Genomic DNA, 16,157 nt, shown 5'->3' with positions numbered 1-16,157 from the left:
GAAAACGAACCATCTTCCCGGTATCTTTTTTATTTTCCGGATAAATAATAACCATTCCCTCTCATTCTATATGGCAAGAATGGAATCCAGACACCGGTTTTCCACTGCATGTTTCAGTTCAAAGCTGTAATCATGGAGACAGGACTTTAGATAATCCCCTAATTCTTCCTCCCCCTCATATCCTGACCATATAAGTCCATCAACCATTTCCTTTAGATTCTGTTCCAATGAGTCCAGGGGATTTTGCCTTACATAATCCATCAGCCGTTTCAGTTCTTCAGGGGTATAGCCCTGTGTATGAACCCTTTTTCCGGCCATCCCACAGCCTAAAATATTCCGCAGCACAATGCCTGCAAGGTTGATAAACAGCTCCCCATGATCCGGAGAATAGGCTCTCAGCACATGGAGTATATACTCCTCAGGCAAGTTTCCAAGGAAAGCCTGTTCCAGGCTGACACACTTGACATAGGCGCTGACGACATCAATTCCACATAAGGAATCCATTGGATACAAAACCGGGTAATCCAGGGTAAGGATGTGATTCTGGGGCTGAAAACGGGGATCATAATATAGAAAAAAGGAAGGAATGCCTTTTACAAAGGTATCGTAATAACACCGGTTCCCGTAATAATTAAAATCCGGTATAATTTTGTTGTACAGGATCTGGGTTTCTTTTACCTTCTTAAGTACTGCTTCATACCCCAGACAATAGACCGTTTTTGCATCCGGCTGCCTGTCAGGGGAAAGAAGCTCCTGCCTTTCCCCTGGAGATGCTTCATATTCACGAATGCAGTACAAGACGGCTCCCATAAGCTGCCTTGCCTTTTCATAGGGGATGGAGGTGCTCTCCTTTCCCGTATATTTATCTGCCAGCTCTGCCACTATGGGAATCAATTCCTCCGTCTTAAAATTCATCGTCTTCTTCCTCACATAAATCTTCTCCAAAGCGGACCCGTCTGGCAAAAGCTTCCAGTCCGGTGTCCTCCAGATGGTCAAGGGACCCCTGACATGGTCCGTCAAACTGATCCCTCATGAATTCAATCAGTTCATCATCAGTAATCTCATCCAATGACTCGTTTTTATAAAGATAAAACATATCCTGAAGCCTTCCCAGGGTATCCACATAATTGTCCTGATAAATATAGGGGGAATCGCAGAACGCAAAAATCAGCTTCGGAAGTATCCCCTCTCCGAATTCCACCCGTTCCTGTTCCTTTAATGCATCCTTTCTCTCCCTTACCAGTAAGGCTGTTTCCTCATCCGTCAGAGTAAGGCCAAACTTTTTCGTATAATCGTTGGCTGCTTTTACCCTGGCAATCTGAAAGCCGTCGTTTGCAGTCTGAAGCCATTTCCTGTCATCCATAAAAATCACTCCCTTCTTCTGATAAATACCAAGTCTACTCCAATCAGGAAGGAATTACAAGACTTGAAAAAAAGTTGTTTTTGTAGTATAATAATTACATAAAAGACAGGGATTCCTGTCTTTTTTTTCTGCCCTTTCGGGCCCAGAAACATACGCCTTTGATTTCTTTTTTCCAGTAGTATACTGAATTTCCAGAATGCGGTAAGATTACGGTTTTCTTAACTTCTCCGGCATTTCTTACGCATTCTTACGCCTTTTTTACATCCCTTGACCTTGGACTTACTCCATGGTTTAAAGTCATTCCATCAGCAAAAAACGCTGAGATAGCAACAAAAAGGGGTTCTTATGAAAGGAGAACAAACATGAGAAAACAGAAACTTAAATGGCTGATTCCCTGCGCTGCAGCGCTATTTACCATAGGTGCATCCATGACCTCCTTTGCAGCACAGGGTTGGGCTCAGGAAAATGACACCTGGGTATACTTAGACTCCAACGGAGACTTGGCAACCGAGTCCTGGCGTAAATCCGGTGACAACTGGTTTTACCTTGATTCCGACGGGCAGATGGCTACCAGCGGCTTAATCGAATCCGATGACAATTACTATTTTGTAAATTCATCCGGTGCCATGGTTACAAATGAATGGCGTGAAATCAATTCCGACCAGGATGAAGAGGATGAGCCTGATACTTACTGGTACTACTTTGGAAGCAACGGAAAAGCCTTTAAGGCTCCTACTTCCGGCAAGACCTCCTTTAAATCCGTAAAGGTGGCCAACGGAGATTTCCATGACTATGCCTTTGATACAGAAGGACGGATGCTCTTTGGCTGGGTCAATGAAGAATCCACACGCCAGACCGGAGACGATGCATGGAAGGACGGGATCTATTACTTAGGAGATTCCTCTGACGGCGCTCAGTCAAATGGCTGGAGATCCATTGAAGTGGAAGATTCTGAAAACGACAAAGATAACTTTAACGGAGCTTACTGGTTCTATTTCGGCACCAACGGCAAGAAAGTAAAGGATACCACCAAGACCATCAACGGTTTAAAATACCTCTTCAATGAAAACGGGGCCGCTGAATCAGAATGGTATGAAACTGCCTCTGCTTCCACCGCAAGTTCCGCAAACCAGTATTACAATCTTCCTGAACAGTGCTGGCTTGCAAAAGGCTGGTTCAAGACCGTTCCTGGAGAAGATGTTGATCCGGAAGCTTATGATGACGGCACAGAATACTGGTTCTATTCTTCCAGCAACGGACAGCTTACCACAAGCCAGATCAAGAGCATCAACGGTTTAAGCTACGGGTTCAACGAAAAGGGAGAAATGCTTCAGGGTCTTTATAAGCTGACCTTTGAATCAGGTAAAACCATCGCAACCTACACCGAGATCGAAACAGAAAGCGATTTCCCGGCAGCAGATGATGCAGCAGAGGTTTACTACTTCGGCACATCTCCAAAGGAAGGCGCCATGACAACCGGTAAGACCACCATTGATATCGACGGCGAAAAATACACCTACAACTTCCGCAAGGCTGGAAGCAACAAGGGAGCCGGCTACAATTCCATCACCGATGACAGCATCTACGTACAGGGCAGACTGATCAAAGCTGACAAAGATGAAAAATATAAAGTAGTGGAATACAATGGCAAAGAGTATTTAGTGGGTACAACCGGAAAGCTTGCAAAGAGCAAGACAAACGTCCAGGATGGCGACGACAAATACTACAAGACAAACAGTGACGGAACCATCAAGGAATCCGGATACGAAAAGATAAAATAAAAACTATATAAAAGGGGAGGCAGCACCGGATATTCCATGCTGCCTCCCTTTTTATTCCTTATGAACCTGCATATACCTTTGCCCCTTCATAGATTTCTTCTGAATCCACATGGTCAATGACCCTTTGGCCTTCCGTCAGCCCTTCCTTTATGACTGTCTGGGATGCGGTCTTATATTCGATCTCCACCGGCAGCTTTTCTGCCTTTCCGTTTTTAATCACAAAGACGTAATTCCTGTCATCCAGGTGAAACACAGCACTTGAAGGGATCACCAGCTTGTTTTCCCCCTGGTACAGGGTGAAACGGATGTTGGCCCCATACCCTTCCTTTCCTTCCAGGTCCGGAGCCTCATCCATATCCATTTTCACGTGGACCCTGTATTCATCCATTCCCAGGGAAGAGGTCCCTTTGGAGGCATAATCATAGACCTGGCTTATGGTTCCGCCATACATTTTATCCTGATTCTTAAGCTGCAGAACAACCGTCACCTTATCTCCCGGGGAAAGATAAGGCGCAATGCTGGTGAGCACGTCAGACTCTGCCTGGGCTTTTCCCCGTCCGTTTATGGTCACGGCAGCCGCTCCTGCCTGGATGTAGGACATATCCTTGACCGGCAGGGAAGTGATGATTCCATCCCTGTCCGCAGCCACCACACACTTTTTCAGCCTGTCTTCCAACTGCGCCATTGTTGTCTCCTGGGATTTGATCTGGGCCTTTAGCTGTTCCTCCACGCTTTCATAAAACCTCCCGTTAATGGTGGTTTCATCAATGCCTCCCGCCTTTAAGCTTTCTAAAAACCGGCGGCTCTCCTCATAGCGACCCTTTGCCTGCTCCCATGCCAGAGAAGCGTATTCATAAGAAGCCCGGTCCTTCTCCCACTCAATTTTGGAAATGCTGCCGGCTGAATACAGGGACTGAGAAGCGTCAAAAAGGGTTTTTGACGCCTGATAATCCGCTTCCTTTGCCGCCACCTCCGCTCTTATGGAATCCAGATACTCCTGAGGCGATGACGTCATCACCTGACCGATCCGGCTTTGCTCCAGCTTGGCCTTATACCCTGCCAGAGCGCTTTCACAAAGGGATTTTTCATGCAATAAGTCCTTATCATCAATGGTAAACAGGATATCTCCTGCCTTCACCCCATCATTTTCCCTGACCTTGACCTCTTTTACCGGTCCTGATACCTCTGAAACCAGGCGGTATTCCCCTCCTGCCGTAATGGTGCCTTCCTCTGTGTAACGGTCCTCTACGGTTTCATAGGAAGCCTCCGCGGTGTCCACCGGGGTCCCCTTAAAATCTTTGACTGCAGTCCACCCTATGACCAGCACAAGGGCAATCCCTGCAGCCAGAAAGCATAATTTCTTTTTCCTGCCTTCCATTCGGATCTTCATAAGCTTACTCCCTTTCCTTTAAAATATCCGTGAGTCTTATCTTTCTAACAAACCGTGTCTGGGCCAGCAAGGATGCCCCTGCCATTGCCAGGCAGGTAAGAAATGCTATCCCATAACAGGATGGCCGTATGGCCAGATCAATGGTATAGGAATCGGATATGACCAGATGCTCCACAAGGTATTTCACCCCAATGCTTCCAAACACTCCTAAAACAATTCCCAGGATGAAGTAGACCGCCTGTTCAAACAGCAGGATCCTTCCGATTTCCTTATCCGTTCCTCCCATGATAATAAGCGTTCCAAGCTCTGCGATCCGTTCCCTGATATTGATCATGGAAATATTATAAATGAGGATCCCGCCTGCAGCCACGGCCATAAAAGAAAACATCTGAACCATTGCCATCATGCTGCCCATCATATCCCGGTAGCTGTCAACGATCCGGCTGGTATCCACCATCCAGGTCACCCGGCTGGTTTTTAAAAGCTCTTCCCGGACCTCATGAAGCCTTCCCTTTTCCACCTTTAAAAGAACGGTTCCCGCCATTGGAACAGAACCAAAAAAGCGGTAAAATCCCTTTGCCGACATATAGCAGCCGCCTCCCAGGCTCTCCTTTATGACAGCTTTTACCGGAACCTTCACCCCCTCCGGGGTCAGGCCGGGAACGGATACTTCCATAAGGTCCCCTTCTTTCAGATGAAGCTTTTTTGCGATCCGGCTGTTTATGAGGATCCCATCCTCCGGCGGCTCATAAAACCCGCCGTACAGATCCATGATCCTCCACATGTCAGACCCCTGGTTCAGGCCGTAAACCATGGCAAATTCCGACAGATTTTCATGTTTTAATTCCACTGCCTTCTGGATGACTGCTTCGCTTTTCCTCACTCCCCGGATTCCTTCTCCTGCCGATTCCCCCCGGATGGGAGATACCATGCGGTCCAGAGAAATCTGTATATCATAGGTCTGCACCTTGCTGAACTGGTCGAAATACATCTGTTCAGCTACCCCTTTAAAGGAGAAAAGCACGGAAGACATGGAAAAAGGGAATGCAATGGCCAAAATGATCAAAAATCCCCGAAAAGGGTTTCTCACCACAGAGCGAAGTCCCATTTTTTCCATGGCGCCCAGTCTGGAGGCAAAAAAAGCGGGAAGCCTTAAATTCCCTGCTGCCGCAGGAGCCTTTGCCCTCATGGCCTGGGCAGGAGTGATCTTTAATATCCCCCTGACTCCTAAATAAACCGCCAGGAGTCCGGTTCCCACCGCCATCCCCATGGCGCTTATCCTTGTATTCATGTAGCTGTGATAAACCGTGTCCGGCAGATTAAAGAAATCCACATATATATGAAACATATACCGGCCAAAGGGGACCGCCAGGACGCTTCCGGTCAGAGCGCCTAAAACACCAACCTCCGCTCCCTGATAAAGATATGCCATGATTAATTCCCCATCTCTCATCCCAAAGGATTTCATGGTGCCTATGAGGCTCTGGTCCCTGTCTATCATCTTTTTTAACACCACATAAAGCATGAATACGGAAATCGACATAAACAGGAAGGGAAGCACCGTTCCCATGGAATACAGCTCATTGATTTCACCCTTTACCATATTATAGCTGGCCTGGTCTTCCCTGGAAGAAAGAGAGAGCAGGCCATATCCGGAAAGGCGGTCCATGAGCTGGTAGCGCACATCCTCATAGGTATATCCCTTGGCCAGCCGGAATCCCAGCTCATTCATGGAATCTGTTTTCCCTGTCAATTCCTCCAGTCTGCCCTTTTCCACACAGGCGATGTCATAGATCTCCCCATCAGGTATCATGGCGCCTCCGGGAGGAATGGCATATATGTATTCCGGCCCATAGCAGGTCCCGGCCAGCTCACATTTGACGCTTTTCCCATTGATCATCAGGGTGAGAGGTGTCCCGTTTTCGTATCCATACAGTCCGGCCATCCGGTTTCCCAGATAAACGCTGTCCTTTCCTGTCCCCGTCCCTTTTATCATCAGCCGGTTTAAAGGGTCTGAAGGGTCGTAAGAGAGTAAATGCACCGTTACGATCTCCGTCTGGGAAGGGGCAAACAACCTTACATCAACGGCCATTTTCCCTGAAACTTCTTCGATCCCAGGAATCTCCTTTAACCGTTCTAAGTCCACCTCAGATATTCCAGAAACCTGAGCGAACACGTCTGCCATAGCGCTGCTGTTATAGTAACGCTGCACCTGGTCCCCTAAGTTTCTCAAGGTGTCCATCATGGCCACATAGACAAATATGCCGATAGCAATGATGAAAACCGCTCCCAAAAAGGACCCTGGATTCTGCCTGGCGCACCGGACCACATTCTTGCGGAAGCTTTTCACTACCAGACCACCTCCTCCGGCTTTAAGGGCCGTTCATTGACACGGATCCTTTCCAGACACCCATCCTTAAAATAAAAAACCCGATCTGCGATCCCTGCAATGTTTTCATTGTGGGTGATCAGAACCACCGTCTTTTCATACTGCCTGTTAAAATCCGACAGCAGCCTTAATATCTGGCTTCCTGTGCCGCTGTCCAAGGCTCCCGTAGGCTCGTCGCAGAGAAGAATATCAGGATTTTTGCACAAGGCCCTGGCAATGGCTACCCTTTGCTGCTGCCCTCCTGAAAGCCTGCTGGGAAAATGGCCGGCCCTGTCCGAAAGCCCCACCTGCATAAGCAGTGTCTCCGGGTCCAAAGGGTTCCTGGAAAGCTCTGCCGCCAACTGTACATTTTCTAAGGCGGTCAGCCCGGGCATCAGATTATAAAACTGAAAGATGAACCCGGCATGGGCCCGGCGATAGGCCGTAAGGCTCTTTAAATCTCCCCATGAAAGGGGTGTCCCGTCATAATAGACAGTCCCCCCGGTAACCGTTTCAATTCCTCCCAATATATTTAAAAGGGTGCTTTTCCCAGACCCGCTTGGTCCCAGGATCACAATAAACTCCCCACGGAGAATCTCAAAAGATACATTCTTCAAAGCCTGCACCTTGACCTCACCTGCATCATAATCCTTGCAGACTTCTTCAGCCCGTATCAAAACTCCCATAAATCCTTCCCTCCCTTCTTTTCTCCCATCATACACCCATGTTATTATCAATGCAATCCTGCGTCAATAGAGACTGCTGATTCTTTTTATCAACTATCATAATTATTATAAAACTCTTATGAAATATTCTTAAGCCAAAGAAAAAAAGAAACAAAGGGAGAATACCGAAACCATAATATCCGGTACTCTCCCTTTATCCTTTTCTTAAGCCTCCGGCAAAAAACACTGCTTATAGCCGCTGTTTATTGCTTCAGCCCCCAGTATACCTTTTCCGCCGTAACAGGCAGTTCCCTGATTCTCACTCCTACCGCATTGGCCACTGCATCTGCAATGGCGGGAGACGGCGTATTGATGACGATCTCACCAATGGATTTTGCCCCAAAAGGCCCCGTAGGCTCATAGCTGCTTTCAAATTCCACCCGGATATTCCCCACATCCTGTCTGGTGGGAATCTTATATTGCATAAAGGAATTTTGAAGCATCTGCCCCTTAGGGGAATAAGTGATCTCTTCATACATGGCCATGCCAATGCCCTGGGCAATTCCTCCTTCGGTCTGGATCCTGGCCAGATTGGGATTAATGGTTGTCCCGCAGTCCACCACAGCCACATAATCCAAAAGCTCTACCTCACCGGTCTCCTTATCCACTTCCACCTCAGCCATGCCAACCATAAAAGGAGGCGGTGATACGGGAGAGGTATGGCAGGCTCCGGCGGAGAGCATATCCCCATTAAAGCACATGACCCTGTTTCCAATATCTTTTAAGGATATTTCCAGTTCTCCCTCCTGCTGGTATACCCTCTTTCCGTCAAACTCCAGGGAATCCTCCTGGCAGCCAAGGTACTCTGCCCCTTTTCTTATGATCTTTTCCCGCATTTCACTGCAGGCCTTTACCACGGCCATTCCCGTGAGATACATGGTGCTGGAGGCGTAAGAGCCGGAATCATAGGGGGAAATGTCCGTGTCCGTCCCATGGACCACGATCTCATCTAAATCACACTCCAGGCAATCGGCTGCCACCTGGGCCAGGGTGGTGTCACAGCCTGTTCCCATGTCGGAAGCACCGATCAAAAGGGTATAAAAGCCGTCATCGTTAAGGCGCAGCTCCACAGAGGCCACATCCAAGCCGGAAATTGCGGATCCCTGCATGGACATTGCAACGCCTACGCCCCGCACCTTTCCATTTCCCATGTCAACCCCGGGATACTTCTCATCCCAGCGGATCATCTCCTTGGCCCGGGCCATACACCGGTCCAGGGCGCAGCTTCTTAGGGTTTCCCCATAATAGGCAGGCATGACATCCCCTTCCTTTACCATGTTCTGTTCCCTTAATTTTGCAGAATCCATTCCCATTTTCTCTGCCAGCTCATTGACCGCAGATTCTACCGCAAAAATTCCCTGAGTGGCCCCGTATCCCCGGTAAGCACCGGAAGACATGCAGTTGGTATAAACCACGTCATATGTAAAACGGAAAGCTTTTGGCGTCCGGTAAAGTGGGATGGTCTTATGGCCGGATAACCCCACCGTAGTAGGGCCGTGCTCTCCGTAAGCTCCTGTATTTGACAGGGTATACACATCAATGGCCTGAAGGATCCCCGCCTTATCCGCGCCCACCCGTACATGGACTTCCATCTCATGACGGGGAGAAGAGGCGATCTGGCTCTCATACCGGCTGTAGATCATCTTGGCCGGCTTGCCGGTTTTCAAGGTCACGATTGCCGGATATACCTCAGCTACCACCGTCTGCTTTGCACCGAAGCCGCCGCCGATCCGGGGCTTGATAATGCGGATCCGGGATTTTGGAATATCCAGGGCATGGGCCAGGATCCTTCTCACATGAAAGGTAACCTGTGTGGATGCCACCATATTCAAACGCCCGTAGGCATCCAGATAGGAATAGGCCCGGAAGGTCTCCATCATTGCCTGCTGGTTTGCCTTTGTATGGTAAACCTGTTCCACCACATAATCGCACTGCTTTAAAACCTCATCCACATCGCCATGCTCTTCCCTGCCGGAAGCGCACAAATTCCTTTTATTGTCCGCGCCTACGGGACAGAGGCTCTTCCAGTCTTCCTGGGGATGGATGAGCACCGGGTGGTCCTTTGCCTGCTTAAAATCCAGCACCGGTTCCAGTACCTCATATTCCACCTTAAGAAGGCGCATGGCATGGTCCACCGCCTCTTCCGTCTCACCGGCCACGATGGCAGCCGCATCTCCTACAAAGCGCATCCTCTGGTCCAGGATCAGCCTGTCATAGGGGCTTGGCTCCGGATAAGACTGTCCAGCCATGGTAAAGCGTTTCTGAGGCACATCCTTGTAGGTCAGGATACAGGCGATTCCAGCCACCTTCTCCGCCTTTTCCTTATGGATTTCCCTGATCAGTGCATGGGCGTGAGGGCTTCTGAGCACCTTTACAATGAGACAGTCCCCGGGAGCCAGGTCATCGGTATACACAGGCTTTCCGGTCACCAGGGCCATGGCATCCTTTTTTTTCACAGAAGTATTGACCGTACGCATTTTATAATTCATCCCTATTCTCCCCTCTGCTTAAATAGTTCTTCACGGCCCGAAGCTGTCCCATATAACCGCTGCACCGGCATAGATTTCCTGCCAGATACTCTTTGATTCCCTGGCCATCAAGGGTTATTTCTTCCTTTTCCATTGCAAGCACATTCATAATAAGCCCTGGGCTGCAAAATCCGCACTGCTCCGCTCCTTCCGAAGCCAGATACGCCCCAAATTCCTTTGCTTCCTGTTCCACCCCTTCCAGGGTCACCACTTCACAGCCATTTGCCCTGGCCGCTAAAAAGGAGCAGGAAAGCCTTGATTTCCCATTGACCAGCACCGTACAAAGCCCGCAGTTTTCCGTTTCACAGCCGCATTTTACGCTGTAGCAGCCCTTCCTTCTAAGAAGGTGGAATAAGGTGGTGTCATCTGCGATCACCTCATAGGTCAGTTTTCCGTTCAGTGTGAATTCTATTTCCATTTACCCCTCCTCTTAATCCAGCCCTTCTAAAAGCCGTCTGATATATATTTCAGCCAAATGCTTCCGGTACTCTTTGCTTCCTCTCATGTTGGTGCCATAACAAAAGCCTTCTGATGCCCTTTTTGCAAGCTCTTCCTCAGGGCAGTCCCGGGTATCCTCAAGAACCACCAGCTCCGCCTTTCCAGGCCTGGCCCCTACGGAAACATAGAGCGTTCCTTCTTTCCTGGCTGTGCAGCAGGCAATCACGGGAAAATCCGTCTTTGACATGCGCTGGGATCCATAGGCCGCTTTTCTTCCATCCTTTTTAATATGAATGCGGACCAGAATATCCCGGTCGCCCTTCATCCGGCAGAATTCCTCTAAAGGAACCAGGCCTCCCCGGTACAGCTCCACATAGGTGTCAAGGGCCAGTAAGCAGGTGGTAATATCAGAAAATCCAAACCGGCCGTACACGCTCCCTCCTACGGTGGCCCCGTTTCGGAACTGGACCCCCACAATGGAACGGGTGCACTCCTTGAAAACTCCGTGAAAGCAAGTGTTCAGCCCTTCATGGGTCTCCAACTGGCGCAGGGTGCACATAGCGCCTATGGAAAACTCATCTTCCTTTTCCTCAATCCTGTCAAGCCCAAGTCCGGATAAATCCACCAGGGTCATCCTCACCCGGTTCTGTACCTTCAGCCACATCATGCCTCCGCCTATGATGCAGCTTTTCTTCTGATTCAGCACAAAGGCCTCCTCCAGGCTTTCCGCTTTTACATAATTTTTAAATCGAATCATTGGAACTGTCCTCCTGACTCCCAAGCCTTCCCTTATTGTCTTCTAACCGGTTTTCCCTTACCTATCAGTAAAACGTCGTTTTATTTATTAGTGTATATTATAAATACCGTATCATATATTAGAAAACCGGAAGGAGTATATCACACTCCTTCCGGTTTTGACAATGGTTTTACAGATTTTTTATTAAATTCGTCAAAATTCGACAATAGATTCTCCTATTAATGCCTGGACATATTCGGGGCAGGAATTAAGGCATTTTAAAAATCCTGCTGCTGTTTCAGAAAAATCAATTCCAAAAGCTTTAAGCTTTCCTAAGTCCATGGTTAAGTTCCTGGGATTGTCCTGATTCCCTGTTTTATCCGGGATCACAAACTCCCCTCTGTTTCCGTTTTTATCAAGCATCTGAAAGACACGGCTTCCTATATCATAGGTAGAAAGGGTGCTTTCACTGCCAAAATTATAGATTCCGCCTGGCAGGTCCATGGCCGGCTCCATGTTTGTTACTACCTCCTGTACCCAGGTAATCCCCCGGTAATCGTAAACCGACAGACTTATGGAGCGGTTCTGCACCATGGATCTTAAGAGGTTGGTTAAAAGATTGGAGCTGCTTTTAAAGCCTCTCACTGGAAAATCATACATCCAGGAAAGACGAAGGCAGATTCCGTCAGGCAGGATCTTAAGGATCTCATCCTCTGCCTGCTTTTTATGAGTCCCATAAACATTGATAAGGGGAACTTCATCGGATTCCTTATTAGGTCCTTTTTTCCTGCTGCCCCCATAGATCTGATCAGAGCTCATAAAAATCAGTCTGCTGCCATTCTCCCTGCAGGCTTTGGCCATATTCACAGCTCCCTTTCGGTTCACTGCCTCAGAAAGCTCCGGGCGCTCCTGGCATACTCTGGTGTCGGATACCGCGGCACAATGGATCACCACACCAGGATTTTTATTCTTTAGATATTCCGTCACCGATGCTTCATCTGTAATGTCCAGATCCCTATGGCCCACCCTGACCACATCATAATTCTTTTCATAATATGCGGCAATTCTCCCTCCAAGGAAGCCCTGGGATCCTGTGACCATTAATTTTTTCTTCATCCTTTTCCCTCCTGTTTTTAACAGTATACCACATTCCTTTCCCGGCTCCAATAACCTGTATGGCCTCTTTCCAATAGAACGTCTGGAGATAAAGTGCAGTGATCCATATACTACACCTCCATAGTTGGTTGACAGCAAAACTTTATGCTGTTTTAACAAATGGAAGGATAGCACAAAAAAAAATTTTGTTTAACAAAACTATAACGCACCCTTTTTAAGAAAAAATTGCCATAATATTTCTGCCGATTTCGCTCACAATAATAGATGTAATAATCAATCAAGGAGGGTTTACCCATGTTAGTAAACGGAAAAAACGAATGTATCCAATGCTCCATCGACAACTGCACTTACCATGCAAAGAGTGAAGATTATTGCACCCTGGAGAAAATTAAAGTAGGAACTCATGAAAAGAATCCTACGAAAAAAGAGTGTACTGACTGCGAATCTTTCAAAAACCAGGCATAAGCTGTCAACTTTAATTTCCTCCAAAAAAATACTGCGCGGCATAAAAGCCACGCAGTATTTTTAATGTAATTGAACAAATATACAAGCACTGTCCTTACTTTACAAGCTGTTCTTCAAGATTATTGTATTTTTCACTTAGAACAATAACATCAATGCGTCTGTTTTTCGATCTTCCTTCAGCAGTTGCATTGTCAGCAACAGGTTTAAATTCGCCGTAGCCCACAGCAATAAGCTTATCTGGTGAAAAATTACATTTATTAATAAAAAGCTTTACAACGCTGACAGCTCTTGCAGTAGACAATTCCCAGTTAGAAGGATAGGTACTGCGGCTAATGGGAACGTTGTCGGTATGGCCCTCAATACGTATGTAGTTATCAGTGGTATTGAGAAGGCTTGCCACCTCAATCAATGTATCCTCACTTTGTTTTTTGATTTGTGCACTTCCCGAGTCAAAAAGTATGGCATTATTTAATCTGATTACAAGTCCCCGCATGTCAATCATGGTTGATACGGACTGATCCATGCCATTGGTATATAGTTTTGTATCAAGTTCGGTTTTTAAGGATTCCAGCTTTTTGAGTTCATACTCACCCAAAAAGCTCTCCAACTCACTTTGTGTTTCAATATTTAACGGGCCGCCTGTCTGTGCGCCGCCCTCCTGTACGCCGTCTCCGCCGGAACCTGTTCCCGACGACGCTCCGGCAGCATAGTCTTTATTCATCATAGTTCCTGCGAACTGCTGGGAAATCTGCTGTGCTTTTTGAACATCAATCTTACTGACGGCAAAAAGTACGATGAAAACTGCCAGCAGCAGGGTCATCAAATCCGAATATGGCAGCAGCCATGCTTCGCCGGCTTCCTCTTCCTGATGTACGTGCTCTCTCTTTTTTGACATACGTGATCACCCTATTCCTTTTTTTCCTGCTCAATAATTTTTTTCTGCTTAGATTTGGGAAGAGCGGCAAGTAACTTTTCCCTGAGTATAAAGGGGGAATCACCGTGCTGCATGGATATAACACCTTTTATAATAATTTCTTTTGCCATTATTTCCTGCTGGCTTTTTACTTTAAGCTTTTTTGCAAATGGATTCCACAATACATAGCCGGTAAAAATACCAAGAATCGTTGCAATAAATGCCGCAGCAATTGCTTCAGCCATTCTTTCCGTATCATTGATCGAGGCCATCGCAGCGATCAACCCGAATACTGCACCCAAAACACCCAGAGTAGGAGCATAGGTACCGGCTGAAGAAAAGATGCTTGCATTGATTTCATGCCGCTTTTCTATTGCGGCAATTTCGGTTTCTAAAATATCTTCGATCAGATCTTCTCCAGCGCCGTCAACAAGCAAACGGATGCCTTTTTTTAAAAAAGGATCCTGAAGCTCTTCTGCTTTAACTTCCAGGGACAAAAGACCCTCTGAACGGGCCTGCTTTGATAAAACATACATTAATTCAATCATTTCAGCTTCAGAGAGTTCTTTTTGCTTTGTAAAAAGGATCCTGAACAGGGATCCGATGGCTTTAATATTCTGCCCTGGATAGGAATTCAAAATCGTAGCAATCGTACCCACAAAAATAACAAAAAAGGCTGCCGGGTTTATAAGAACAGTAAACTCAATGTGCTTAAAAATCATAGCGCCCACAACGGCAATAACGCCGATTATAACGCCTAGTATGGTAGTTAACTCCATAGTTTCTCCTTTGTATATCCGGTTTAGTAGTTATGTATGCGGCTGAACTCAGCAATACCAGTGTGGACAACCTGTTATAGTATAATATATTTATTGCTGCTCTTGTATTAAATAATCGTTAAAGATCCGGAAAATAAGAAAAGGCTGCCATGAAAGAAGTTATATCAGATACCATGCATCATAACTCATTTCATGCACGATATCCCATATAAACTCTTACATAGCAGCCTCTTATTTTATATTTCTCTATTCATACAACGGATATTTGTCACAGATCTTTGTCACTTCATCCCGGATATAGCCAGCTTTGTTTTCAAAATCCGTGGCAGTTAACCAGATACACTCTGCGATCTTTTCCATATCCTCTTCCTTTAAGCCTCTTGAGGTGATGGCCGGAGTTCCCACACGGACACCGGAGGTCACAAAGGGACTTCTGGGGTCATTGGGCACCGCATTTTTGTTCAGGGTAATATAAACCTCATCACATCGGTTCTGCAGTTCCTTTCCTGTTACCTCCATTCCTCTTAAATCAATCAGCATTAAATGGTTATCCGTACCACCTGTCAGGATGTTGAATCCCTGCCCGATCAGGGCAGCCGCCAGGGCCTTTGCATTTTTCACCACCTGCTCCTGATAGGTCTTAAACTCAGGCTTTAAGGCTTCCCCAAAGCAGACGGCCTTGCCTGCGATCACATGCTCCAAAGGACCTCCCTGGGTTCCCGGGAAAATAGCCTTATTGAAGTTAAATTTGTCCGCAGCTTCCTGATTTGCCAAAATCATACCGCCTCTGGGTCCCCGAAGAGTCTTATGAGTGGTGGTTGTCACCACATCCGCATAAGGGATGGGGCTTGGATGGAGTCCTGCTGCAACAAGGCCTGCAATGTGGGCCATATCCACCATAAGATAAGCTCCTGCCTTATGGGCAACTTCCTGGAATCTCTTAAAATCAATGATCCTTCCGTATGCGCTGGCTCCGGCCACAATGAGCTTCGGCTTATGCACAAGCGCAAGCCTCTCCATCTCATCATAATCAAGAAATCCCTCATCGTTGACGCCGTAAGGAACAATATTAAAATACAAACCGGAAAAGTTGACGGGACTTCCGTGGGTTAAGTGACCCCCATGGTTTAAATTCATGCCCATAACCGTATCCCCCGGCTGAAGCATGGCGAGAAACACCGCCATATTGGCCTGGGCACCGGAATGAGGCTGAACGTTGGCATAATCGCAGCCAAATAACTCTTTTGCCCGCTCTATGGCAATGGTCTCAACAATGTCCACATCCTCGCAGCCGCCGTAATAGCGCTTTCCAGGATACCCTTCCGCATACTTGTTGGTAAGTACAGTTCCCATGGCCATCATGACCGGTTCTGAAACAATGTTTTCCGATGCGATCAATTCCAGATTTCTCCTCTGTCTTGCGCACTCCTTTTCAATGGCTTCTCCCACTTCCCTATCATAGCCGGTGATAAATTTCATTACCTGATTTACCATGTGCAATCCCTCACTTTTCCTTTTGAATTTTACCACATTTCCATTGTGGTAGATTATAAGA

General features: G+C 47.1%; 14 protein-coding genes. 2 read left to right on the top strand and 12 right to left on the bottom strand.

Going from position 1 to position 16,157, the window contains the following annotated elements; translation table 11 throughout:
* Positions 1–66 precede the first annotated feature (66 nt).
* Together ACYVD3_RS23865 and ACYVD3_RS23860 are read right to left on the bottom strand one after the other, a co-directional pair.
* Positions 67–915, bottom strand: a complete 849-nt coding sequence (locus tag ACYVD3_RS23865; protein WP_460644999.1) for a DUF6179 domain-containing protein — start codon at positions 913–915, stop codon at positions 67–69.
* Positions 905–1,363: a DUF6323 family protein gene (locus ACYVD3_RS23860; protein WP_460644998.1), complete on the bottom strand. Its 459-nt coding sequence runs from the start codon at positions 1,361–1,363 to the stop codon at positions 905–907. Before ACYVD3_RS23860 ends, ACYVD3_RS23865 begins: the two co-directional genes overlap by 11 nt.
* Before the next feature lie 362 nt (positions 1,364–1,725).
* On the opposite strand from ACYVD3_RS23860, the gene ACYVD3_RS23855 reads away from it, so the two are divergent.
* On the top strand, positions 1,726–3,144 hold the full coding sequence (locus tag ACYVD3_RS23855) for a cell wall-binding protein (protein WP_460644997.1): 1,419 nt from the start codon (positions 1,726–1,728) through the stop codon (positions 3,142–3,144).
* Positions 3,145–3,202: 58 nt separating this feature from the next.
* Here the strand turns inward: ACYVD3_RS23855 and ACYVD3_RS23850 are convergent, their stop codons facing one another.
* The 7 genes from ACYVD3_RS23850 to ACYVD3_RS23820 form a co-directional block, all read right to left on the bottom strand.
* Positions 3,203–4,534, bottom strand: coding sequence for an efflux RND transporter periplasmic adaptor subunit (locus ACYVD3_RS23850; protein WP_460644996.1), 1,332 nt, complete (start codon positions 4,532–4,534; stop codon positions 3,203–3,205).
* Positions 4,535–4,538: 4 nt separating this feature from the next.
* Positions 4,539–6,884, bottom strand: coding sequence for an ABC transporter permease (locus ACYVD3_RS23845; RefSeq protein WP_460644995.1), 2,346 nt, complete (start codon positions 6,882–6,884; stop codon positions 4,539–4,541).
* Positions 6,884–7,588, bottom strand: coding sequence for an ABC transporter ATP-binding protein (locus tag ACYVD3_RS23840; RefSeq protein WP_460644994.1), 705 nt, complete (start codon positions 7,586–7,588; stop codon positions 6,884–6,886). The genes ACYVD3_RS23845 and ACYVD3_RS23840 overlap by 1 nt, the downstream gene beginning before the upstream one ends.
* A 242-nt stretch (positions 7,589–7,830) precedes the next feature.
* Entirely contained in the window at positions 7,831–10,104 is a 2,274-nt protein-coding gene (locus tag ACYVD3_RS23835) for a xanthine dehydrogenase family protein molybdopterin-binding subunit (RefSeq protein ID WP_460645066.1), read from the bottom strand.
* Position 10,105: 1 nt separating this feature from the next.
* Positions 10,106–10,573: a (2Fe-2S)-binding protein gene (locus ACYVD3_RS23830; protein WP_460644993.1), complete on the bottom strand. Its 468-nt coding sequence runs from the start codon at positions 10,571–10,573 to the stop codon at positions 10,106–10,108.
* 12 nt (positions 10,574–10,585) lie between these two features.
* Entirely contained in the window at positions 10,586–11,350 is a 765-nt protein-coding gene (locus ACYVD3_RS23825; RefSeq protein WP_460644992.1) for an FAD binding domain-containing protein, read from the bottom strand.
* Between the two features lie 192 nt (positions 11,351–11,542).
* Positions 11,543–12,445, bottom strand: coding sequence for an SDR family oxidoreductase (locus ACYVD3_RS23820; RefSeq protein ID WP_460644991.1), 903 nt, complete (start codon positions 12,443–12,445; stop codon positions 11,543–11,545).
* Positions 12,446–12,739: 294 nt separating this feature from the next.
* On the opposite strand from ACYVD3_RS23820, the gene ACYVD3_RS23815 reads away from it, so the two are divergent.
* Complete coding sequence (locus tag ACYVD3_RS23815; RefSeq protein WP_460644990.1) at positions 12,740–12,910, top strand: DUF1540 domain-containing protein; 171 nt, start codon at positions 12,740–12,742, stop codon at positions 12,908–12,910.
* A gap of 94 nt (positions 12,911–13,004) precedes the next feature.
* Here ACYVD3_RS23815 and ACYVD3_RS23810 read toward each other — a convergent pair whose 3' ends face one another.
* The 3 genes from ACYVD3_RS23810 to glyA form a co-directional block, all read right to left on the bottom strand.
* Positions 13,005–13,805 (bottom strand): OmpA/MotB family protein, encoded by an 801-nt coding sequence (locus tag ACYVD3_RS23810; RefSeq protein ID WP_460644989.1) that lies wholly within the window; start codon positions 13,803–13,805, stop codon positions 13,005–13,007.
* 11 nt (positions 13,806–13,816) lie between these two features.
* On the bottom strand, positions 13,817–14,602 hold the full coding sequence (locus tag ACYVD3_RS23805; RefSeq protein ID WP_460644988.1) for a MotA/TolQ/ExbB proton channel family protein: 786 nt from the start codon (positions 14,600–14,602) through the stop codon (positions 13,817–13,819).
* Positions 14,603–14,848: 246 nt separating this feature from the next.
* Positions 14,849–16,096, bottom strand: coding sequence for a serine hydroxymethyltransferase (glyA, locus tag ACYVD3_RS23800; RefSeq protein WP_460644987.1), 1,248 nt, complete (start codon positions 16,094–16,096; stop codon positions 14,849–14,851).
* Between the last annotated feature and the right edge of the window lie 61 nt (positions 16,097–16,157).

It is taken from the genome of Lacrimispora brassicae (genome assembly GCF_054772055.1).
This window is presented reverse-complemented; position numbering and strand designations above follow the sequence as displayed.